Here is a 22285-nt window from a genome sequence, read left to right as displayed (position 1 = left end):
CTCCACCTGAAGGGGAGATGTCCGAGTAAGCAAATGTACTTTATCATAAAAAAGACATAGAGCCTGTCGGCACCTCCCTATCCTCGTAGGTTTGTTGGTGCAATGGACAGGCAGGTCTCCTGGCTCATGGTCAATGCTCGCTGCGCCTTCCCATACATTTGTACAGTGGCCGTTGCAGCTTGCTCCCATTTACAGTGGCGGGACCGCGTTGGATTTTCACCAACTTCCCTATTAAGTCTTGTTTAAAAAGACACCCGTTCATTTCGATATGTAATTTTCCGCTAAATCCAATTATACACGATTTGCCAAAAATTGCTCCAAAAATTTTGCTTTTTCGACTTTATTGGAAGCTCTTTTCTCAAACTTTGTTGCTATTGACTACAGAATAGGATTAAATGACCATGTTTCTTCATAAAGATTTTAGCCTATTATGAGAAAAGAGCTTGCACACTTAATACCGACCTACAAACTGAGTATTTATTACGTTAAAATCGGTTTTAGGATTTTAACAACAATCTTTCCGAAAACAGCTTTATTTGGCAAGCAGACTCCATTCTTTCACTTTTTTATCAAAGACAAGCCTGCCATCCGGATTGCTGCGACTTGCTTCTTTATATTCATCATGCATATCATCCATGTTGGCAAAATCTCCGATAATCCAAATCGGTATTTCAATTCTGTTGCGGTTTTGCTGGATATTTTTCAGCGAAAAAACCGCACCTTCCTTCATCGCAGGTGTCAATGATTTCAGAATCTCCTTGCTGACGGCTGGATAGGACTTCTTTTTCCTGATCCCCAGCAGAGTTTTTTCTGGTTTCATTTCCCCTAGCTTGCCAGAAAGAACCGTTCCAAGCATCCGGAAAAAATCATTGAAGTTGCGGTAATATATTTTGTTGAACCAGCCATCCTCATGGGAAAGGTAAACAAAGCGATTATTGAGCTGGTTATAAAATGGTTGCTTCAAATGATGCTTGATGTGGCCAAGATAAAGTAGCTCGGCAATCTCCTGGGCCGTCATCACATTCAGTGCTTCCACTTCCTCAAAATCGATCCAGCAAAAATCCCCGTATGCATGGACATTTGCGGCGACCAACTTTTCGACGCTGTCTTCAGGTACATATTCAAATAAGGTATGTCTATTGAACTCCCCATCCTCATAGCGATGCTTCAACAGCAGCAGATGGTTAAGCGAATCAGACAATGACCTCGCGAATTCATGGAATTCCATACCATGCGAGAGCACGTACTGGTCCCGTTCGTTCAAATGGACATATAGTAAATCCCTGCTATAAGGATGGTTCTTTTTCAAAGGCACAACCTCCCGGAATATTCTCAGCTGCATGATCGCCAGCGAACTCTGACTCCGTACAAATAACACTCCTTCTATTCTAACAAAAACACATGAAAATATCTTATTCTGACTCTTCAAAAACATAATTATTATTTGTACCAACACGTTAAAAGAATCCCTATTACAGCAGAAACTATTCTCCCTTTTCAATCGTCTATTACTTGCATAGGAAAATGTTACCTGAGTAGGGATTGTAAGGATAATTCAACTCTGCTAGCATAATATTGTAAAAACGGATTGAGACAGGGTGTAGCAAATGGAGAAGCCTATTAAAAAATTTGATCGGTTTGATTGGACATTGACGCTCCTTTTATTGTTGTTCTTTCTGACAAGCTGCTTCGCGATTTACAGCGCACAGAGAACAGGCCAATATGTTGGACAGAACTTTTTATACAAACAAATCTTTTGGTACGTGGTTGGGTCGGGGATCATTGGAGTTGTGATGATGTTCGACAGCGAACAGTATCGCAAGCTCAGCTGGTATTTGTACGGTTTCGGAGTCTTCCTGCTCATCTTCCTGTTTTTCGCTCCTTCCAGCATAGCCGAGGAAAGGAATGGCGCAAAAAGCTGGTTTTTCATCGAGCCATTCGGTTCGATTCAGCCTTCAGAATTCATGAAAGTCTTTCTGATTCTTGCCCTTAGCAGCACGATCTATGCCCACCATAAAAGGCATACAAGAAAAACACTTCAGACTGACTTCCTGCTTTTCATCAAGCTTGGCTTCATAACCGCCTTGCCACTTGGAATGATCATGCTCCAGCCAGACCTGGGAACCTCTCTCGTCGTGCTTGCGATTTTCACCGGAATCATCCTTGTATCAGGTATCACCTGGAAAATCATCCTGCCCCTTTATGGCGGAGGTGCGGCACTTGGAGCAGGCATATTGTATCTCGTGATCTGGAAACCGGAAATCCTAAAAGAATACCTAGGTGTAAAAACGTATCAGTTCGGGCGCATTTATGCCTGGCTTGACCCAGAGAGCTACCCTGAATATGGCTACCATCTGCAAAAATCCCTCAGTGCCATTGGTTCCGGTATGCTTACAGGGAAAGGCCTGAAGGGCAGTGAAGTCTACATTCCCGAAAGCCATACGGACTTCATCTTCAGTGTGATCGGCGAGGAATTTGGCTTTGCGGGCGGCAGCTTTGTCATCGGCATTTACTTCCTGTTAATCTACCATTTGACAAAAACCGCCCTGGATACGAATGACCCCTTCAATACTTACATTAGCGCGGGCGTCATCAGCATGATCACCTTTCACGTCTTCCAGAATATCGGGATGACGATCCAGCTGCTGCCGATTACCGGGATTCCGCTGCCATTCATCAGTTACGGCGGCAGCTCGCTTATGGGCAATATGCTCGCGATGGGGTTGATCTACGGAATCCGGTTCCATCATAAAACATACATGTTTGCTTCGAAAGACAGGAGTTTTGATATATGAAGCTAGTAAGCGATTACCGTCAGAGTGAAGCTTTGAGGAATAGTTTTATCCAGCTAGCGGCTGACATTTTCGGACTGAATTTTAAAAGCTGGCATGAACATGGATATTGGGACGAACGATATATCCCTTTCTCCTATGCCGATGGCGACATGATCGTTGCCAATGTCTCTGTAAACGAGCTCGATTTTATTATTGAAGGAAAAAGCTATAAAGCACTGCAGATTGGCACCGTTATGACTCATCCTGAATATCGGAACAAAGGCCTGTCAGCAAGTCTGATGAACCATGTTTTGGACGTGTATCAGGGAAAGTATGATTTTATGTACCTGTTCGCGAATGATCGTGTGCTCGACTTTTATCCGAAATTCGGATTTGAAGAGGTTGAGGAGTATCAGTATGCCGCAAAGATATCTGCTGGCCAAGGCGGGTTCGAACTTAGGAAACTCGAGTTGGCAGATGACCTGGACCTCATTGAAAAAACAGTTTACGAACGAGTGCCGGTTTCAAAAACCTTTTCGACTGCCAATTCGTCCGGGATTACGATGTACCATATCCTGAATGTTTTTCCTGATCATCTCTACTACCATGCAGAAGAAGACGCAGTTGTAATTTTCACAATGGAAAACCGCGTTGTCCAGCTGTACGATGTTATCAGTACAGCAACTATTAATATCAAAAACATTGTTGCTGGCTTTGGGGAAACAGACTGTATCGAATTCCACTTCACACCTGATTACAGAGACCTCCAGTTTCAGCGGTGTCCTTTTAAAAGAGATGGAGCTTTATTTGTAAAAACGAGACCAGGAATGGAGCTTCCTAGATTCATAAAACATCCATTCACCTCGGAGGCTTAAAGAACAAAAAGCGCAAGCGCCCCGTTCAGCCCCGACAAGCGCTGCCCGCCTAATAACGCCACGTCCTGTGGCTGGCGGGTCTAGCACATCGTGTGCCACGGAGGGCCGAGCGGTGAAGTCGTTCTTTGACTTCATTGGCAGGACCGAAGCGTCTCGAGGAATTAGGAGCCGCAGCTGGACAAGCGTCTCGAGGAGTTAGGAGCCGCAGCTGGACAAGCGACTCGAGGTGCTAGGCGCTGGAGCTGGATTAAAAAAACTACATGGAGTTATTCACAACTCAATAATTTTATAAATTCCTGGTTAACCAGAAAAAAGGCTGAGCTGCTCAGCCTTTTTTCATTACCCTGGTTTTAAGTAATGACTTTACAAAAAAATACACTATGAATATACCCATGATCCAAAGGCCCATTTTATTCAGATCAAACAGCTTCAGAACTGCTCCTGCCAGTGTGACAAGATAAAGGATACCTAGCATTCCGTTCATTTCCCTGTTTTCAAAATAACCAGTCATTCTTGCTCCGAAATGGGAGCCGAATAGCGTACCGGCAATCAGCATCAGACCGATTAAATAATTGATATCCGTATTGATCGCATATGAGATGAACCCTACTGAGACGATCAACAGTACAGCAAAAAGACTCGTTCCGACTGCCTTTTTCGGATTGAAGCCCAGCGAAGTAATGATAAGCGGTACGATGATGAACCCGCCGCCTACTCCCAGTGTTGCCGAGACAAAACCGCCGACAAAGCCCACGGCCATTAACTTTGGCACCGAAAAAGAAGTTGGGGTAAGAATCCCGTCGTCTGACTTCTTGCCCTGGCGAATCATTTTTATTGCAAAATAAGTGAGCAGTATTATATAGAGGAACGGAATGACGAATTCATCCCACCCACGCGCTTCAAGAGCATACACAAGCGGTCTCGCCAGCTGCGTCGCGACAATACCACTTGCTCCCATGATCAATCCCTCTTTCCAGAGGATATTCTTTAGGCGGATATGTGCTGTAATTCCCGAAATGGATGTACCCACTGTGAAAAACAAACTTGTCGTGATTGCTTCAAGCGGCGAAAATCCTATCAACAGTAATATGGGCGTCAGGATAAACCCACCGCCCACCCCGAAAAATCCAGAGAGGACACTGATTAAGCCGCCGAGCAGCAAATAGATTATGTATTCCATAGACAACTCCCTCTTTTAATCGAGTTCGTTAATAGATTACCACTTTTAGCCTAAAAATAAATAATCGTGACTTTTCATTTATCTGCGGCCTCTGATAACCGCCGGCAAATGCGATCAGCTCATTGCTGAAATAGTTGGCTCTAGCAGAATTAAACATGGTATACTTTTTACTAGGCTCATTTTGCGGCCTTCCTATAACAACTTAAAGGAGATACTGTTTCATGTCTGAATGGATACATGCGTTTGAAGAATGGCTGCTTGAATTTGGTTCCTGGGGACTATTCTTCGTGTCTTTCCTGGAATCTTCCTTTTTCCCGATCCCACCTGATGTCTTGATGATCCCAATGGGTATCGCCAATCCCGACAAGGCACTCTGGTATGCATTCATCACAACAACAGGTTCCGTACTCGGTGCCCTGCTTGGCTGGTACATCGGTAAAAAAGTTGGCCGACCAATTCTGCGTTATTTTATAAAAGAAGAGAAAATCGCCCTAGTTGAAGGGTACTTCGAAAAGTACGGCGCGATGGCGATTTTAATAGCTGGATTCACTCCAATCCCATACAAAGTGTTCACGATTTTTTCCGGAATCTCCAATGTGAAGATTCCAACACTAATCATCTGGTCCATCATCGGACGAGGTCTGCGCTTCTTCCTTGAAGCAGCGATCATCGTTGCTCTAGGTGATAAAGCAATGCCATTCATTGAAGAAAACTTCGCGATGCTCACGATCATTTTAGGTGTCGTCGTGATTTTCGGATACCTGATTTACGCATATTTAAAAAGATCAAAAAAAGCATAACAATGAAAACCGGGCTGATTGCCCGGTTTTTTATTATTTATAGCCACTCTTAAATCAATCACACAAAATCGAAGACTTCTTTAAAATCTGTACAGCCCTTCCCTCTTCTCTTTTTTTATATCAATTGTCTCTAAACTCAACACTCCCATTAGACGATGTTCCTTACTTTGTTTACATAGACATTAATTGGGTAGATTAAAGTAAGCTTGCTTGCTAGCTAACTAAGGACTTTTTTCATAGGTTGATGCCGCACTAGCTCTTGTTCTTATCCATACACATCCGCAGCACGGCTAGAAAGTCCAATTAAAATAAGGAGTGAGAAGTTTGAATAATAATTTTTACAATGGCTGGGACAGCATCCTTGGCAAACTGCCAAATGTGCTAATCGCGCTTGCAGTCCTTCTTGTCGGATGGCTTGTCGCAAAATTGATTGAAAAAGCAGTATACAAGGGGCTGCAGAAAACTAGTCTCGATAACAAGCTTTTTTCTAATGTGAACAATAAAAAGTACTCAGCTGAGAAAATCATAAGTAAGATTGTCTATATTTTAATTCTAGTATTTGTCTTCATCATGTTCCTGAATATTTTAGATTTATATGTTTTAACGGAGCCGCTCGTCGGAATGTTCTCCACTATTGCTGCAGCGATTCCGAACATCCTGAAAGCTGGATTGATTCTATTATTTGCCTGGCTGATTGCCTCAGCCTTGAAGTTCCTGATCCAGAAAGGCGGCAAGACGCTAGGTGTCCATGAAAAGTTAAGCAAATATAAGCTTACGGATGACAATCAGCAGACTACGAACGCAGTTGATAAAGTCGCAAACATCGTCTTCTATCTTGTCTTGCTGATGGCATTGCCGGCCGTACTGTCCGCACTGAACCTGCATGGTGTTTCAGAGCCTTTCGAAAACATGATCGAGGGAATCCTTTCCTTCATCCCTAAACTATTCGCGGCAGCGCTGATTCTTTTAGTCGGTTACTTTGTTGCTAAAATCGTTCGTGATATCCTGACGAACTTTTTACAAAGCATTGGCACTGAAACCTTAGTCCAGCGTTTCGGACTTTCTCGCTTATTTGAAGGCACTAGCCTTTCACGCGTGATCGGCACTGTTGCTTTCGTCTTGATATTAATCCCGACAGTCATCGCTGCTCTCGAGCGCCTTGATGTAGAAGGAATATCTGAACCAGCAATCGCGATGCTGAATGACATCCTGACGATGATTCCAAATATCATCGTGGCCATCATTCTTGTCATGATCGGCCTGTGGCTTGGTAAATGGCTGAAGAAATTCACAACTGATTTATTAAGAAGAATTGGTTTCGACTCATATTTTAAAGGAGTAACTGTAGGTAGCGCTGCCAAGCGTCCTAACTCTTTAAGCTTATCGGAAATTATCGGCTATATCGTCCAGGTCATCGTTGTCCTGCTATTTGTAGCTGAAGCATTGAATGTAGTCAATCTTGATTTCTTCGTTGACCTTGCACGAGGCGTGATTGCTTATCTCCCTCATGTGATCGCGGCGATTGTCATCCTTGGTGTCGGCCTATGGCTCGGCAGCCTTGCAAAGAAAGTACTCAGCAGCATACTGCAAGGGGATTCTTCCAATGTGCTGGCAACTGTCGCAAAATATGCGATCATCACAATTGCTGTCTTCATGGCCCTTGACCAGCTTGGAGTAGCACCAGCAATCGTGAACGCAGCGTTCATCCTGACACTTGGAGGACTTGCTCTCGCATTCGGCTTGGCATTCGGTCTAGGCGGCAAAAACTTCGCATCGAAATACCTGACCAAGTTAGATGAGAAAATCGAAAAAACCAGCATTGATCAGGCCGCGGTCCAACAGCAGAAAATGAAAAAGAACAACCCTGTCAATCCGAACCCGGCAACACCGCCAAACTTGAATAACCAGAACCAGAACCCTAGAACTGGTCCAAACTTGAACAATCCGAACCAGAATCCTGGAACTGGGCCAAACTTGAACAATCCGAACCAGAACAGAAACAATAACCCTATGGACCCTCATAACGATAACAACCCGATGAATCCATAAAAACAAAACACAGCTGCCAACCACGGCAGCTGTGTTTTTATGTATTTAGCTAAAATTATCAATGAAAAAAACAACGAGAAACACGATGAAGGCATAAAAACTAAGATGCAGAATCACAGTAGTGAAAAATTCCTTCAGTTTATCAAATGAAAAAGGTTCACTCTTCCTTGTCCTCGCTCTCATAGCCAGCCTGTCCCCCTCTAGTAAAACTATCCAATCAGTCCATTTTTTTCTTTTAATAATCATAGCATAATCTAGTTACTTTGTGATTCACTTTTATGAAATATAGATGAAAGGTTGAATCGGTAGGATTTTATATGTTTCGGTTTAATACTATCTACTTTATATGTCCGCTAAAAAGAAAAACCCTCAAATTAGAGGGTCATCTCTGGCCGTAACTTTCGAATTTCTTTGACAGGCGTGCCATTTCTTCTTCAGTAAGTTCTGTTGGCTCGCCAATCGCTTTCGCCTGGTAATAAATCTGGGCGCTGAACTCGATTTCCTCAGCGACTGTAAATGCTGTTTCGATGTTATGGGCACCGGCAATCATACCGTGGTTCGCCAACAGCACAGCTCTTCTATCCACCATGCCTTCAAATGCCTTTTCGGCGAGCTCCTTCGTTCCGAATGTTGCATATGGAGCGCACCTTACATTCGGACCGGCAAACGCCACCAAATAAGTGATCGGCGGAATGTCCCAACCAAGTGTCGCAATCGTTTTTGCATAGGGAGAGTGGGTGTGGACAAGCGCGTTTAAATCTTCGCGGCGCTGGTAAAAAATCAAATGCATGTCAAGCTCACTCGAAGGCTTTTTGCTGCCATCCACGATTTCGCCATCCAAATTAATGATCACAATATCTTCAGGCTTCGTCTCGAAATAATCGATCCCGCTCGGACTGATGGCAACCAGCTGCTTTTCCCGATTGAAAATGCTGATATTTCCACCAGTCCCTTTAGTCAGTCCGCTAGAAATGATTTTCTTGCCGTATTCTACGACTTTCATCCGTTCTTCCAGAAGCAACATATGATGCGCCTCTCTTTCTCTAAAAATCTAGATAGGGAACGTCCTATTATCGCATATTATGGCTTGAAGCTGAATCCTTTAATACTTTTAAAAATTGTTCGCCCGTTTTGTAGCTGGCTGATTTCAAAATGAATTGCTTCGCCGCTGACAGGCAGATTCTTTCTGCTGCCACACGTTGCTTCTCATCCTCAATTGAAGTCATATCCTTGACCTTCGCAAGGCCGGCAATACGGCGAATCATCTCCATGCCTGTTACCGATGCAGTATCCTGTAGAACAGAATCCAGATACCAGCGGTCGAATCCCTTCTCCTTCGCCATGATATCAGTGACATTATCCTTCCAGCTTGCCAGGAATTTTTCCACAAAAAGATTTACCGTATCTTCAATCGTTTCCTCAAGCCAGGAAACATACTTCTCATCCGCATTAGTTACATGTGCGCGTGACCACGCGAACATCAGGTTAGCAACTACGTTTCCAACGTCATAGCCCATCGGACCGTAAAACGCGAATTCAGGATCAATTACTTTTGTTGATTCTTCTTTTACAAAAACAGAACCTGAATGCAAATCACCATGTACAAGTGCCTGGGCATTGGTCATGAAGGCAAACTTCAGCTTCGCAGCTTCAAAGCGCAATTTATCATCACCATATATATTTTCTTCTATCCATTCCTTGTTTGCCGGGAACAATTCATTTCGGTTGTTATGGTCAGTGAAAGGTTCAGAGTATACAAGGTCCTCGGAAATTTCGCACAATTCCGGGTTGATATAATCCTGGACAAGCGCCTTTTTTGCCTTATGCTCCATGACCACATCCGAAGTGAGCAGAAGCGTATTGACCATGAAAGTAGTCAGGTCATCCGCAAGCTTCGGAAAAATCCGGCCTTCATTAAGCGCTGTACGGAGGATTGTATGATCAGATAAATCTTCCATCACGCAGCAATTCATCACATCATCAAACAGGTAGACATCCGGGACCAGACCTGGTGCCAGCTCACCTTCAAGCCTAAGCACATTGGATTCAATCCTGATCCGGTTTGTGGAAAGCTTGAATTCGTCAGAAATCCTCGCAGTATCACCAGCCTGTTTGACAATCAATGACTTTCCCGATTGCTCATCAATCACCCGGAATACATAATTTAAATTGCCATCCCCAATTTCGGTACAGCTCAATTCAGCATCTTTATCAAAAAAATCGGTCTTTTCTTTTACATATAAAATGACCTCATCAGCATTCATCAAAAAATAAGTATTAAAATCAGCCATGATTTACTTCCCCTTTCCCGTAAAACAATTATGGAAATCTTTTAAAAATTATTATAGCTTAAGATTGTATTTCGACGCACTAAAAATCATCTCCAACATAGAAAACCGGAGGCGACTGCTCAACTTTGGTTTTGCGATTGTTCTAATCCCATCTATAAAAAAGAAGACCGTTATCTACCTTCTTTTTCATTTACAATCTCGTTTTCTGGTTTCCGTTTGTACGGCAGGTTCTTCTATCGGACACTTTCTCGCGCTTTCGCCTTTCGTTTGGCCGATAGAACCCTTCTATCGGACATTTTCCAGCGCTTTACGCCTTCCGTTTGGCCGATAGAGCCCTTCTACAAGGAACGTATTCCATTACTCACATGGCAGCAGAATCGTGAATGTTGTGCCTTTTCCTTCTGCACTTTCGACATTGATTCGGCCTCTCATTCTTTGGATAATATCAAAGGAAATCATCATGCCGAGGCCTGTGCCTTTTTCCTTCGTGGAGTAATAAGGGTGACCGAGTCTGTCGAGTTGCTCTTTATTCATGCCGACTCCTTCATCCCGGAACTGGATTCTTACATTATTTTTGTCGACCTTGGCGATGATGTAGATGCTTCCGCCAGAAGGCATAGCTTCGATGCCATTTTTCAGGATATTGATAAAAACTTGTCTTATTTCATGGGCATCACCATTGATGCAAAGGTTCTTATCGATTGCCTCGACCAATTCCGTATTGGCGAGATGCGAATAGGATCTCATGAAGTCAATCGTTTCTTTTAAAAGTTCGCTCAGGTCAATTTTTGCCATGCTGCCTGTATTTGGTTTTGCCAGAGAGAGGAAATTATCAATGATTGTCTGGGTACGGTCCAGCTCTTGAAGGGATATCGTGATGAAGAGATTCTGGTTATCATTCAGATTCTTTTCTCCTTGGAGAACCTGCATAAAGCCTCTGATCGTGGTCATTGGGTTCCGGATTTCATGGGCAACGGATGCTGCGAGCTGGCTGATTGCTGAAAACTTCTCAGCTTTGTGAAGCTCATGCATCAATTTAAGCTGCAAGTTAGTCATTTCAATGATATAAATGGTTACCGATAGCGCAACGAAAGAGACGAGTGAAAATACAAGCAAATACAAATAGCCCTCCGCTTTGTCGGCGTTGATCATTGCTGCAAGTCTTGTCGTTGTGATCATGCCGTACACAAAAAGGCCAAGAGCGATTTTCTTGTTAACAGTTGTATTTTTATATAATTTTTCAATCGAAAAAAATAAAATCAGTATGACCAGATAATTGACGGCCGTGACGGGGAGCTTGTCAATTCCTACAAAGCCCTGCAATAACAACAGGACAGCCACAAGCAAAAAGCTATCGGTCCTGCTTAGATAAAAAAAGGCAATGAAGACTGGAACCAGCTTCAAGTCGAATTCCATCCCACCATGGAATCTTACAGGCAATGCCATTGTCATCAATAGCGCCGCTAAAATGGCCATTTTAAAGACTTGTTTCTTATATACCGAACGCTTCTGCATCCATAGAAAGTTATACATGAAGCCGAGCGATAATATAATTGAAAAATGCAAGATCAAATCTTTTATAAACTCTACCATTGTATCCCCCAGGATTCTCCAGAATATGAATATATGCCTACATAATTATTATCTACTCCCCATATGGATACTTCAATGGAAAATTCAGATATTTTTAATAAAATTGCATTATTTTGTCTATTCAAAAGGGTGGCTATCGAATTTTGGAAGTGCACCTTCCCGGTCTCAGGAATTTAGGGGGAACCAATTGGGGAGAAATGATGTGCAGGCAACCAACAAAGTTTGCAATCCGAAAAACTTTTTTTACAGTGTCTGTAAAACTTATGCTATAATAAGAACAACCATTGCTTTACCGCATTAAACCCCACTCAATTGGAGTGGGGTTTTTTTATTTGTATATTAAAAGTTTTAAAAAAAGAACAAAAAGCGCAAGCGCCTTGTTCAGCCCCGACAAGCGCTGGAGGGCCGCCCAATGAAGTCGTTCTTTGACTTCAATGGGCGGAACGAAGCGACTCGAGGGGCTAGGCGCAGGAGCTGGATTAAGAAAACCACATGCAGTTATCCACACCTAAATAATTTTATAATTTCCTTAACAAATAAAAAAACAAGCTCTGATGACTCAGAGCTTGTTTGTATGGGCTAATCCGTTATTATAGTTTTGTAACGTTAGCTGCTTGTGGTCCACGAGCGCCTTGCTCAACGTCGAAAGAAACTTCTTGGCCTTCTTCAAGAGACTTGAAGCCTTCGCCTTGGATAGCTGAGAAGTGTACGAATACGTCTTCTCCACCTTCACGTTCGATGAATCCGAAACCTTTTTCTGCGTTAAACCATTTTACTTTACCGTTTTCCATTTTTGTTGCCTCCTAGTGTGATATCCACACAATTTGTTACTATTCTTGTCTCAGTGATATCCAGGCGAATCAAGCAGTGCATGTTCTTTCCTTGCATACCGAACAAAAATAATTCTTCCTAAGAATAACAGAATTAAAAGGATAGTGCAAGCATTAAGGGATTTTCCATAAACAGGATTTTATAAAATATCATTCAAAAGCCCATAATGGATTAATAAAAGTGAATCAGAAAATGTGGTATAATTAAAAGAACATGAAAGGGCGTGGCTAATTGAAAAGCGCAAGCAACATTTATAAAACAGGTCAATCGGTCAATATCAAGGAAACCGGCGAAACAGTGACAATCATGAAATCCCAATACGTAAAAAACATGAAAAGATATTCATACACTGTGAAGGAATATCCAAGCACATTTTACTTTGAGGAAGAACTAGAGAGAAATTAATAACCCCACTAAAAAGCGTGCCACAGCTGAGCACGCTTTTTTTGTTTCTATTTTACTTTTTGCGGCCAAAGGCTGTATTTTCCCAGCTTGACCATAATCGCTGGTACAAGAATTGTTCGAATAAGGAATGTATCAATCAAGACACCGATCGCGACGGTGAACCCGAACATGAACAGCTCCATGATCGGCTGGGTGATCAGGACGGCGAATGTTGCGGCAAGAATGACTCCTGCTGATGAAATGACTCCACCTGTATGGGATATGCCGAGACTGATCGCCTCTTTAATCGGATGGTTCCTTGCTTCCTCTTTTATCCTTGAAATGAGCATGATGTTATAGTCCACTCCAAGTGCCACCAGGAAGATGAACGTGTATAACGGAATCCGGTAACTGATTTCAGAATAGCCGAAGAACTGGTCAAAGATGAAGAAGCCGGCTCCTAGCGCTGTAAAATACGACAGGATGATCGTTGCCATCATATAGATGGGAGCAATCAGGGATTTTGTCTGCATGCCAAGCAGGACCATGATGACAACGGTCGTTAACAGGACGACCACCCAAGTATCGCGGTCATTCACTTCGCGGACTTCTGCTTGCTTCGCGGTTTCGCCAGCATAGTAGAAGTTTGCTCCTTCAAGGCCAGCACCTTGCTTCAGCTCTCCTCCCTGAATACGGATTTCATTCAACTGATCGAATGTCTTTTGGTCATAAGGATTGCCGGCAAAAACGATCTCCAGCTTTGCTGCATTTTTATCTTTGGAAAAATATGAATCAGTGTGCAGGGCAAAATCAGGATTCACGTGTTCAACTCCATCAAAATCTGGATTCACCTGTTCCACTCCATCGATATCAAGGAGCTCACTCCTTAAGGCTTGCAGCTCTTCTTTTCCTATTTCACTGTCACTTTCAACGATCAGGGTTGTCGGTGCCAGTTCACCCGGCGAGAAGTTCTTCTCCAGGATCTCATATCCCTGCCTTGACTGGATGTCATCAGGGAAAGATTTGATAAGATTGAATGAGTACGTGATATTGACCGTATTCAAGGCAATGGCCACCAGCGGGATAAGCACGAAGACTCCGCTCTTTACTGGATTTTTCACTACCATATTTCCAAGCCTGGACCAGATGGCCGATTTAGCAAGTGCCTGGTGGTCCACTTTCGGAAGTGACGGCCAGAACGCTTTCCTGCCAAATAGCACATACAAAGCCGGCAGCAACGTCAATCCGCCAAGGAGAATCAACACTAATGCAATCGAGAAAACCGGCGCAAAATTGCGATATGGCTCATAAATGGCAGCGAACAACACAAGCATGGCCGCGAGTACGGTCCCGCCGCTGAAGAGAATCGGTTCAGTGACTTCCTCCATCGCCCGCTTCATCGCGGTATATTTATTTTCTACCTTTTTCAGTTCTTCTTTGAAACGCGCCACAATGAACAGCGAATAATCAGTCAGTGCTGCAAATAACAGGATTGACATGATCGAGGTCGACTGTGTCTCAATTTCCATCCCTGCAGAGCCAAATATTCCAATACTTTTATTGACCACTTCATAAACAAGTCCTGCTCCCAATAATGGCACCAGCGCCAACAGCGGCGAACGGTAAATCAGGATTAACAGGATAAAGATCAGTCCGACTGTGCCCAGCAATAACACGATATCCGCCCGGGCGAATATGCCGATCATATCGGCGACAATCCCAGCCGGACCGGTGATGGCCAGCTTGACCTCCTCCTGTCCTTTCAACTCTTTTTTGGCAAGCTGCCCAATCTTTTTAATATTGTCATTGATTGTGCTGCGTTCGAGATTTTCTTTCAGTGAAACTGGCAAAATAAGTGTCGAATTGTTTTCCGATAAAAACGATGCTTTTGCTTCAGGTGGCATCAGGTGGAACTGCACTACCTCTTTTACACCCTCTAGTTCCGCCTCCGTCAGCTTTTTGCTGATCTGGTCAATGATCGCAAAATTATCCTCGGTGAATTCTCCCTTTTTATTAAAAACGAGCAGTGCGGGAATCCCCTCGTCATCCGGGAAATGCTCATTGATTTTCTCATCTGCTTTCAGTGAAACGGAATCTTCAGGAAGCCCGGACTCATTAATGCTTGTCGCATAATCACTTGCACTTGGAGCAAGCCAGCCTAGCAACAATGCTGCTAGGACCCAAAGGGCCACGATTCCTTTCGAGCCTTTTTGGCTGCCCGAAAAAGCCGTTAATTTCCTTGCCCACTTCATTCTTCCCTCTCCCCCTCTTTAACGTCTTTCGATAAAAAATGTCGACACCAGGAAGAGGATAAAGCTGACAAGCAATGTCACCCCTCCGCCAATATAAAGGATGAGTGAAAAAGCCTCTGGAATACCAAACGGCTTCAGGTTATGAACCCACATACCTGCTGTCAATCCTGTCGTGCCAATAATCGCTGTCCCTGTATGCCACGATGCCAATTTTTCCGACGTGATCGTGAATACCTCATAATAAACTGCCCAGGCAAACAACGTCAGCCACCCGACAACCAGGATATGGGCATGGATTGGCCGGAACGCATACGAACCCGCACCCGCCATATGAGCCCCAAGCATCGCCCCGATTACTGAAAACACTGCTGAAAATCGAAGCAGCGCCAAATTTTTCTCCTTCATACAAACTCCTCCTCCGTAAGAAAAGCGCAAACGCCTTGGTCAGCCCCGATAAGCGCTGGAGGGCCGACCAGTGAAGTCGTTCTTTGACTTCATTGGGCGGACCGAAGCGACTCGAGGGGCTAGGCGTTGTAGCTAGACAATTCTCGAAGTGAATTTTATACATTCTGTATAAAAAAACCTTCTGATTACTTACGATTCTCATTATAAGAATCGAAAGTGAACAGAAGGTGAACTGGATATTACAAATGAGGAGGTGTTTTAGGCAGCGTCACAACAAACTCTGAACCTTTATCAGGTTCGCTGGTCACGGCAATACTTCCATCGTGCAATTTTATAATCCTGTCTACAATAGACAGACCGAGGCCTGTGCCCTCGATTTCCTTTGATCTCGATGGATCAGCACGGTAAAAACGGTCGAATATCCGCTCGTTCTCTTCCGGGGACATGCCGATTCCGGTGTCCTTAAAGATGATTTTTACCAGGTCGGCTTCTTCATGAAGGGTAATTTCGATCTCTCCGTTTTCCTTATTGTATTTGATTGCGTTTGACAAAAGATTCTCCCAGGCATTATGAAGGAGATTTCCATCGCCATGGAAGATGACGTCCGGCAAATGAAAGGTGAGGGCAATCCCCTTCTCATCAAGCTGCCATACATATTTTTGGATGAGTTCCTTCATTTGGGTTCCTAAATTAACAGCAGCCGGCTTGAAGATAAACTCTTCTTTTTCCAGGGAGGTCAGTAAAAGCAGCTGCTTTGTCATTAATGACAGCCGATTTGTTTCCTGTTGGATAACCTGGATATAATGTGCCTTTTCTTCCTGCTTCAAATTTTCTTTGCCCAGCAGCCGGGTGTAGCCCTGGATATTTAGTAACGGAGATTGGAAGTCATGCGATACATTTGAGACGAATTCTCTCCTCATCTGATCAAGCTGGCTAAGCCTCAAGCTCATTTCCTCAAAGCTTCTTGCCAGGACACCAAGTTCATCCTGCCGGCTGATGTCCAGCTTGATATCAAATTTCCCTGTCTGGATTTCTTTTGTTGCGGATGTCAGCTTTGTGATTGGCTTAACAAGGTACTTCGAGGCAATCAGCACAAGAAAGACACTGATGATGAACATGATCAGGATCATCCAGCCCATCAGCACATGGACTTCACTGAACAAAAGCTTGATGTCAGGCCTGATGAATAGCGCATATTGTTCATTTTCATAGGTGAATGGAACACCTACCGTATTTCGGAGCTCATTGGCGAAAAAGCCAGTGACGAACGTTTCCATCGGATAGTCCCTCATGCCATGGTAGATCTCCCCGCTCAGTACCGAATCTACGGCTCCCTTCTGAAGGTTTGGGTTTTTGAAAGGTGCGCCAAAGTACTGTTCGTAGCCACTTGCATTGACTGCGAAAATTTGGTATCCCATCGATGCGGCACTTTCGAGATAGTTTTCAAGCTCGATATTCTCCTGGCTCTCTATGTAGCTTGAAAGATTCTGCGCCACACTGACATTCTTCTCGTCGTTCAATGGCTTCACCAGCTGATGATAGTAGGTATTGGCTATCAAAAATCCAAGCAGAGTGCTCGTCAGGATAATGGCTATGGTCGCTATCACAAATTTTGAATAGATGGATTTCATTTGCTTTGTACCTCAACCAAATAACCGACGCCGCGGATTGTTTTAATCGCGAAGTCATCGGTCAATTCAGAGAACCGGTCTCGAAGCCTTTTGACATGGACGTTCAGCGTACGTTCATCCCCTGAAAAATCAAGGCCCCAGATTTCCTCGATCAGCTGGTTTCTCGTAAACACCTGGTTCGGCTTCGCTGCCATGTATGAAAGAAGCTCAAACTCTTTCAGAGGCAAAATCAGCGTCTTATCACCCACCTGGACCTCGAAGTTTTGCTGGTTGATCGTTACATTGCCAATTGTAATCAGCATATTGCTCCGCTTCTGATAGCGCCGGAATAAAGCGTTGATCCTGAAAATCAGCTCCTTTGGGTCAAATGGCTTTACGATATAGTCATCCGTGCCTGAAAGGAATCCCTGCTCCTTGTCCTCAATCTGCCCCTTCGCCGTCAGCATGATCACCGGGATATCGTGCAGTTCCCGGATTTGCTTCGTTAGCTCATATCCGTCCATTCCGGGCATCATCACATCCACTACCGCCAAATCGATGACAGTTTCATTCAGCGTTTTCAAAGCACCTGTTCCATCCTGTGCCTGGTATACAACATGTCCTGCTCCCTGAAGCTGGCTTTTTACCAAAAATAAAATATTAGGATCATCATCGACAATTAAGATTGATGCCATCTCTATGCCTCCTTACTCAGTTCTAGTTATGTTTATTATAGCGATTCCTGCTTACTTCGCCTAACTAATTACTTTTTGCCTATTAAACCCCATTTTCACTCTTTTAAACTCTATCATTTTTACTTATTTCGAAGCTCGAAATTTGTCAGAAAAATAGGTACCATACTCTATTAAATGTTTTTTGAAAAATCAGTAACATGTATAGTGAATCTAGTTTATAGGAGGAATGACGATGAATATGAAAAAGAAGGTTCTATCGGTTTCTTTATCAAGCATGATGGCTCTTGGCACTGTAACTGCGGTGGCCCTGCCTGCAGGTGCTGTCGGGAATGGACCGAGTGCCGGAAATGGATCCGTACAAACATCGATTTTGCATACATATGAAAGTTTAGTAGATTATCTGAAGACTCAGGATGCCAAACAGGAGGCAATGGAGCTGGAAGTGATCGGCCAGACCGTCAAAGGCCGTGATATTCACATGGCTAAGTATATCTCCAACCCGGATAATCCAACCGTATTGTTCCTGACCCAGCAGCATGGAAACGAGCAGCTGACAACTGAGGGTGCACTTGAATTCATCAAGCATTTGGGCACTGGTAAAACTAGTGATGTACTTGATAATGTGAACATCCTTGTAATTCCGATGCTGAATGCGGACGGAGCAATGGGCGATGTCGACTTCTCACTTGAAGATTACCACGCTGATGGTGACCGCCACCTTACTCGCTATAATGCAAATTACGTAGATTTAAATCGTGAGCACGCAAAGGCAACTAGCGAGATGGAACCAGAGGCACGCGCACTACACGAGAATGTTTTTGAAAAATATGAAATCGATTACATGATCGACCTTCATCACCAAGGCACGCTCAGCGAAACAGAAGGTGAACTTGTTTCTGGATCGATTCTTTACCCGACCAACCCTGACGTGAAAGCAGAGGTACTCGAAGGCTCCAAGAAGCTTGGTGCAGTCGTATACAATGCGCTTGAAGAAAAAGGATGGGGCCATATTGGCAAATACCGCGGCGGGGAAGGTGCAAATATTGGCCGTAACGGCGCAGCTGTCCGCTATGACATTTCGACTCTGTTATTCGAAATGCGCGGCATGTCTGACCATTTTTACGAGTCTTATGCGTTAGGCCAGAAGAGCAACGGCTACCTGATCAAGCAGACCATCACCACTTTGGATGCTACAGTAAGAGCGATTGCAGATGACTCTATCGAAAAGATGGATACCAGCTTCTGGGATACTCTCCCATATCAATCAAACAGGCAAAGTGAAGAAGCAGACGAATAAGATTTTTACAGTGTGATTCCCGTGGTGGATCACACTGTTTTATTTTCGTTGATTTTAAGAACACGACATTTATCGTATATAAGTGCCCAGGTGATTTACGTAAGATTAAATTAAAACCCCCTTACAGGAGGCTTGCTGATGAAGTTATTTTTTAATATTCCACTTACTTTTTTACTCATCTTCAGCCTGTTCTCGGGGCTTGGTTCCTCCCAGGCTTCCGCTTCAGGTCATGAATGGGAAGACACGATCTATGACCGTCCAGAACATCATTCAAACTATACTACGGAAAAAGATGTTTTCATTACGATGAGGGATGGCGTGATTTTAGCAGCCGATGTACACCTGCCTGATGGCCAGGGACCGTTCCCTGTCATCCTCACACAAACACCTTATAACAAGAACGTAAGCAGCACCGAGAATCTAAATGAGTATTTTATTAAACGCGGCTATGCCCATGTGGTAGTCGATGTCCGTGGAACGGGCGCCTCACAGGGGGCATGGGATTCCTTTGGTGAAGCAGAACAGCGCGATGGCAAGGAGGTCGTTGAATGGGCAGCAAGCCAGTCATGGAGCACTGGCAAGGTTGGTTTATATGGCTCTTCCTATCGGGCCATCAACCAGCTTTTAACCGCAGCCCAACAGCCTGAAGGGCTGGAAGCCATTTTTCCAATCGTGCCGATGGGTGACATGTACCGCGACATCCTTATGTCTGGAGGATTGGTGAACACAGGATTCATCCCGCTCTGGCTCGGACTTGTGACAGGCAGCGGTCTGCTCCCCCCTTCCTACACTCTGTCAGATCCAATCATGGGCACGACAGTTTTGTTAAACCATACAGGACAATTGCTCGGCTTTCCAGTCAGTACCCTAAGCTCTGCGATTACAGGAGGCGACTTCGCCTATGATGGACCAGCCGCACAGCTGCGCTCCCCACTGGCAGTGGCCGATCAAATTGAAGTTCCCGCATTTTTCACCGGCGGACTTCATGACCTTTTTCAGCGAGGCACACCGCTTCTTTATGAAAAATTAAAAGCGAATGGCGTACAGACAAAGCTGTTGATGGGAAACTGGACGCACGGAAACTATGGCAGCGGCTTGCCTGCCGACAATGTCCCTGCCCTTGACCAGCTGGCGTTGCGATGGTTCGACCAATATTTGATGGGAATCAACACGAACATCAATAAAATTCCTGATGTCACTCAATATGTGCTTGGTGAGGAACGCTTCGAGGTCCAGCCAGGTTGGCCTCATAAGAATGTGAATGCCGAGAAGTTTTACCTGCGCAGCGGTAAACAGTTGACGAAGGATACACCTTCCTCTTTAGAGCCGTCGCGCACGATGCTCCAGCAGCCGCTGAACGGCATCTGCTCAGGCAGCACGAACCAGTGGATGGCCGGAATTCCGGATGCCCTGCCATGTACAAAAGATAATCGCCTGACAGAATTGGGCGAGCTCACCTATACGACGGCACCTGTGAATTCAGAACTCCGTGTATCCGGGCCGATCGCCGCAAAGGTTTTTGCCAAAACAACCGCGCGCGAACTAGTTCTGTCTGTTCGAGTAACCGATGTCGCACCGGACGGGACTTCTTCCGAAATTACCGCAGGCTGGCTTGCTGCCTCACACCGGGCAGTCGATGAAAGCAAGAGCCGCTTCCTCGATGGAGAAAACATCCAGCCATGGCACCCATTTACGAGAGCTGCCGTGCAGGAAGTTAAACCATATGAAGTAATGGAACTGGACGTCGAAATCTTCCCGACCAACTTCGTCATCAAAGAAGGCCACAGGCTCCGCGTTGCTATCGGGCCAAGCGACTTCCCACACTCCATGTCGCCGGCCCCGCAGCTTTTGAATCAATTCGGTGGGGTCGCTACCATCTTAAATAATTCAAAATATCCATCCTCTATTGTGCTGCCCGTTGTTGAGAATTAGTTCTGAATCTAGCCTGCCGAGTTTTCGGCAGGCTATTTGTCTTGAAATGTTCACTGGCTATTTATTCTCTTTTGCTTAAAAATGGAGGAGAAAGGATGTGGAGTATGATTATAAAAAAACGGGTTAAATCGAATGAGTTGAAAATGTTGGATTGGTTAGCACCTCGGATGGAATTTACTGAGAAAGAGAAACAACGGCACTATAGTCTCAGGAAAGGATTTGAAGGAGAAATCAAGTTTGATATATGGATGGAAGCCCTTGAAATTGAACATCTGACACTGAATGACCTGCTCTTAGAAGTAGGAGGAACAACCTTCCAGATTGATTCTCTTATCATTATTCAAGATGCAATCCTTGTTTTCGAGGTAAAGTACTATGAAGGTGACTACTACTACGAAGGTGAACGCCTCAAAAAAATCAACGGAAGTGAAATCAAAGATCCCCTGCTCCAATTGCAACGGAGTATCTCCCTGCTTCGACAACTATTTGAAAGCTTAGGCTTTCGCCTTGTGATTGAATCCTCCGTTGTCTTCATCAACCCTGAATTTACTCTATACCAGTCCCCTAAGGATGCAACCATTATATTTCCAAGCCAGTTAAATCGTTATATGAAAAAGCTAAACAAGAGACAATCCAAACTGACCAATCTTCATAGAAAAATTGCAGAGAAGCTTTTACAATTACACCAAACTGACTCCCCTTATAAGCGAGTTCCAAGGTACGATTATGATCAATTGGCGAAAGGGCTTATGTGTGAAGAATGTCATCACCCTATGAATAGGACCGAAAAAAAGGAATTCGTGTGCAGCCACTGTGGAACACATGAAAAGATTGATGCCGCTGTCATGCGAAGTATCGAGGAAATTAGGTTACTTTTTCCGGAGAGGAAGTTAACTACAGCTTTGATTTTTGATTGGTGTAATGGAGTACTGCCTATCAAAGCAGTTAGAAGAGTTTTAAATAAACATTGTAGTCCGGTTGGAGACAGGCATATGCGCTATTACAAGTAATATTCAATAATACAACTTTAATCTTTTTACATCCGGGGATTTCTGAAGGACTTTCCTTTTACCCTTTTTACTTCTCTCCAGCATTTTCGGGCAATGCAGAGGCTTTCCTTTTACCCTTTTTACTTCTCTCCAGCATTTTCGGGTAATGCAAAGCCTTTCCTTTTACCCTTTTTGCTTCTCCCCGGCATTTTCAGGTAATGCAGAGCCTTTCCTTTTACCCTTTTTACTTCTCTCCAGCATTTTCGGGTAATGCAAAGCCTTTCCTTTTACCCTTTTTACTTTTTCCTGACATTTTCGGGTAATGCAG

The 22285-nt window shown here is 44.1% G+C and carries 18 protein-coding genes and 1 riboswitch; of the genes, 8 read left to right on the top strand and 10 right to left on the bottom strand.

The annotated features are described in order from the left end of the window. Nucleotides 1–92: 92 nt before the first annotated feature. Nucleotides 93–273, bottom strand: a riboswitch (cobalamin riboswitch). 259 nt (nt 274–532) lie between these two features. Further along, the gene (locus TY49_RS16660) at nt 533–1315 is read right to left on the bottom strand and encodes a hypothetical protein (RefSeq protein ID WP_369390265.1); all 783 of its coding nucleotides are present in this window, start codon (nt 1313–1315) and stop codon (nt 533–535) included. A 292-nt stretch (nt 1316–1607) separates the two neighbouring features. Here TY49_RS16660 and TY49_RS16655 point away from each other — a divergent pair, with 292 nt between their 5' ends. Beyond that, a complete protein-coding gene (locus TY49_RS16655; RefSeq protein ID WP_041967035.1) occupies nt 1608–2795 on the top strand; it encodes an FtsW/RodA/SpoVE family cell cycle protein in 1188 nt (395 codons plus the stop codon). After that, a complete protein-coding gene (locus TY49_RS16650) occupies nt 2792–3649 on the top strand; it encodes a GNAT family N-acetyltransferase (RefSeq protein WP_041967034.1) in 858 nt (285 codons plus the stop codon). Before TY49_RS16655 ends, TY49_RS16650 begins: the two co-directional genes overlap by 4 nt. Before the next feature lie 325 nt (nt 3650–3974). Here the strand turns inward: TY49_RS16650 and TY49_RS16645 are convergent, their stop codons facing one another. Beyond that, nucleotides 3975–4829: a sulfite exporter TauE/SafE family protein gene (locus tag TY49_RS16645; RefSeq protein ID WP_041967033.1), complete on the bottom strand. Its 855-nt coding sequence runs from the start codon at nt 4827–4829 to the stop codon at nt 3975–3977. 221 nt (nt 4830–5050) lie between these two features. On the opposite strand from TY49_RS16645, the gene TY49_RS16640 reads away from it, so the two are divergent. Together TY49_RS16640 and TY49_RS16635 are read left to right on the top strand one after the other, a co-directional pair. After that, nucleotides 5051–5629, top strand: coding sequence for a YqaA family protein (locus TY49_RS16640; RefSeq protein WP_041967032.1), 579 nt, complete (start codon nt 5051–5053; stop codon nt 5627–5629). 324 nt (nt 5630–5953) lie between these two features. After that, complete coding sequence (locus TY49_RS16635) at nt 5954–7678, top strand: mechanosensitive ion channel (protein ID WP_084135521.1); 1725 nt, start codon at nt 5954–5956, stop codon at nt 7676–7678. Between the two features lie 382 nt (nt 7679–8060). Here the strand turns inward: TY49_RS16635 and TY49_RS16630 are convergent, their stop codons facing one another. The 4 genes from TY49_RS16630 to TY49_RS16615 form a co-directional block, all read right to left on the bottom strand. Further along, entirely contained in the window at nt 8061–8702 is a 642-nt protein-coding gene (locus tag TY49_RS16630) for an L-fuculose-phosphate aldolase (protein WP_041967031.1), read from the bottom strand. Nucleotides 8703–8748: 46 nt separating this feature from the next. Continuing rightward, entirely contained in the window at nt 8749–9969 is a 1221-nt protein-coding gene (gene mtnK, locus TY49_RS16625; protein WP_041967030.1) for an S-methyl-5-thioribose kinase, read from the bottom strand. A 357-nt stretch (nt 9970–10326) separates the two neighbouring features. Beyond that, nucleotides 10327–11562 (bottom strand): ATP-binding protein, encoded by a 1236-nt coding sequence (locus tag TY49_RS16620; RefSeq protein ID WP_052442216.1) that lies wholly within the window; start codon nt 11560–11562, stop codon nt 10327–10329. A gap of 590 nt (nt 11563–12152) precedes the next feature. After that, nucleotides 12153–12353 (bottom strand): cold-shock protein, encoded by a 201-nt coding sequence (locus TY49_RS16615; RefSeq protein ID WP_041967029.1) that lies wholly within the window; start codon nt 12351–12353, stop codon nt 12153–12155. A 271-nt stretch (nt 12354–12624) separates the two neighbouring features. Between TY49_RS16615 and TY49_RS25055 the strand changes: the two genes are divergently transcribed. Continuing rightward, a complete protein-coding gene (locus TY49_RS25055; RefSeq protein ID WP_023626357.1) occupies nt 12625–12798 on the top strand; it encodes a hypothetical protein in 174 nt (57 codons plus the stop codon). A gap of 47 nt (nt 12799–12845) precedes the next feature. Here the strand turns inward: TY49_RS25055 and TY49_RS16610 are convergent, their stop codons facing one another. The 4 genes from TY49_RS16610 to TY49_RS16595 all read right to left on the bottom strand — a co-directional run bounded on the left by TY49_RS16610 (nt 12846) and on the right by TY49_RS16595 (nt 17739). After that, entirely contained in the window at nt 12846–15029 is a 2184-nt protein-coding gene (locus tag TY49_RS16610; RefSeq protein WP_041967028.1) for an MMPL family transporter, read from the bottom strand. An 18-nt stretch (nt 15030–15047) separates the two neighbouring features. Next, nucleotides 15048–15434, bottom strand: coding sequence for a hypothetical protein (locus tag TY49_RS16605; protein WP_041967027.1), 387 nt, complete (start codon nt 15432–15434; stop codon nt 15048–15050). 239 nt (nt 15435–15673) lie between these two features. Further along, nucleotides 15674–17065: a sensor histidine kinase gene (locus TY49_RS16600; RefSeq protein WP_041967026.1), complete on the bottom strand. Its 1392-nt coding sequence runs from the start codon at nt 17063–17065 to the stop codon at nt 15674–15676. Then, entirely contained in the window at nt 17062–17739 is a 678-nt protein-coding gene (locus tag TY49_RS16595) for a response regulator transcription factor (RefSeq protein ID WP_041967025.1), read from the bottom strand. The genes TY49_RS16600 and TY49_RS16595 overlap by 4 nt, the downstream gene beginning before the upstream one ends. A 238-nt stretch (nt 17740–17977) precedes the next feature. On the opposite strand from TY49_RS16595, the gene TY49_RS16590 reads away from it, so the two are divergent. The 3 genes from TY49_RS16590 to TY49_RS16580 all read left to right on the top strand — a co-directional run bounded on the left by TY49_RS16590 (nt 17978) and on the right by TY49_RS16580 (nt 21978). Continuing rightward, nucleotides 17978–19036: a M14 family zinc carboxypeptidase gene (locus tag TY49_RS16590; RefSeq protein ID WP_198135639.1), complete on the top strand. Its 1059-nt coding sequence runs from the start codon at nt 17978–17980 to the stop codon at nt 19034–19036. Nucleotides 19037–19174: 138 nt separating this feature from the next. Continuing rightward, nucleotides 19175–20968 carry a CocE/NonD family hydrolase gene (locus TY49_RS16585; RefSeq protein WP_052442215.1) on the top strand — a complete coding sequence of 598 codons (1794 nt, stop codon included), beginning with the start codon at nt 19175–19177 and terminating at the stop codon, nt 20966–20968. A 95-nt stretch (nt 20969–21063) separates the two neighbouring features. Next, nucleotides 21064–21978 (top strand): NERD domain-containing protein, encoded by a 915-nt coding sequence (locus tag TY49_RS16580; protein WP_232310473.1) that lies wholly within the window; start codon nt 21064–21066, stop codon nt 21976–21978. Nucleotides 21979–22285 lie beyond the last annotated feature (307 nt).

Source organism: Mesobacillus selenatarsenatis SF-1 (assembly GCF_000813125.1).
GTDB lineage: Bacteria > Bacillota > Bacilli > Bacillales > Cytobacillaceae > Mesobacillus > Mesobacillus selenatarsenatis.
The sequence above is the reverse complement of the archived record's forward strand: the minus strand, read 5'-3'. Positions and strand labels throughout refer to the sequence as shown.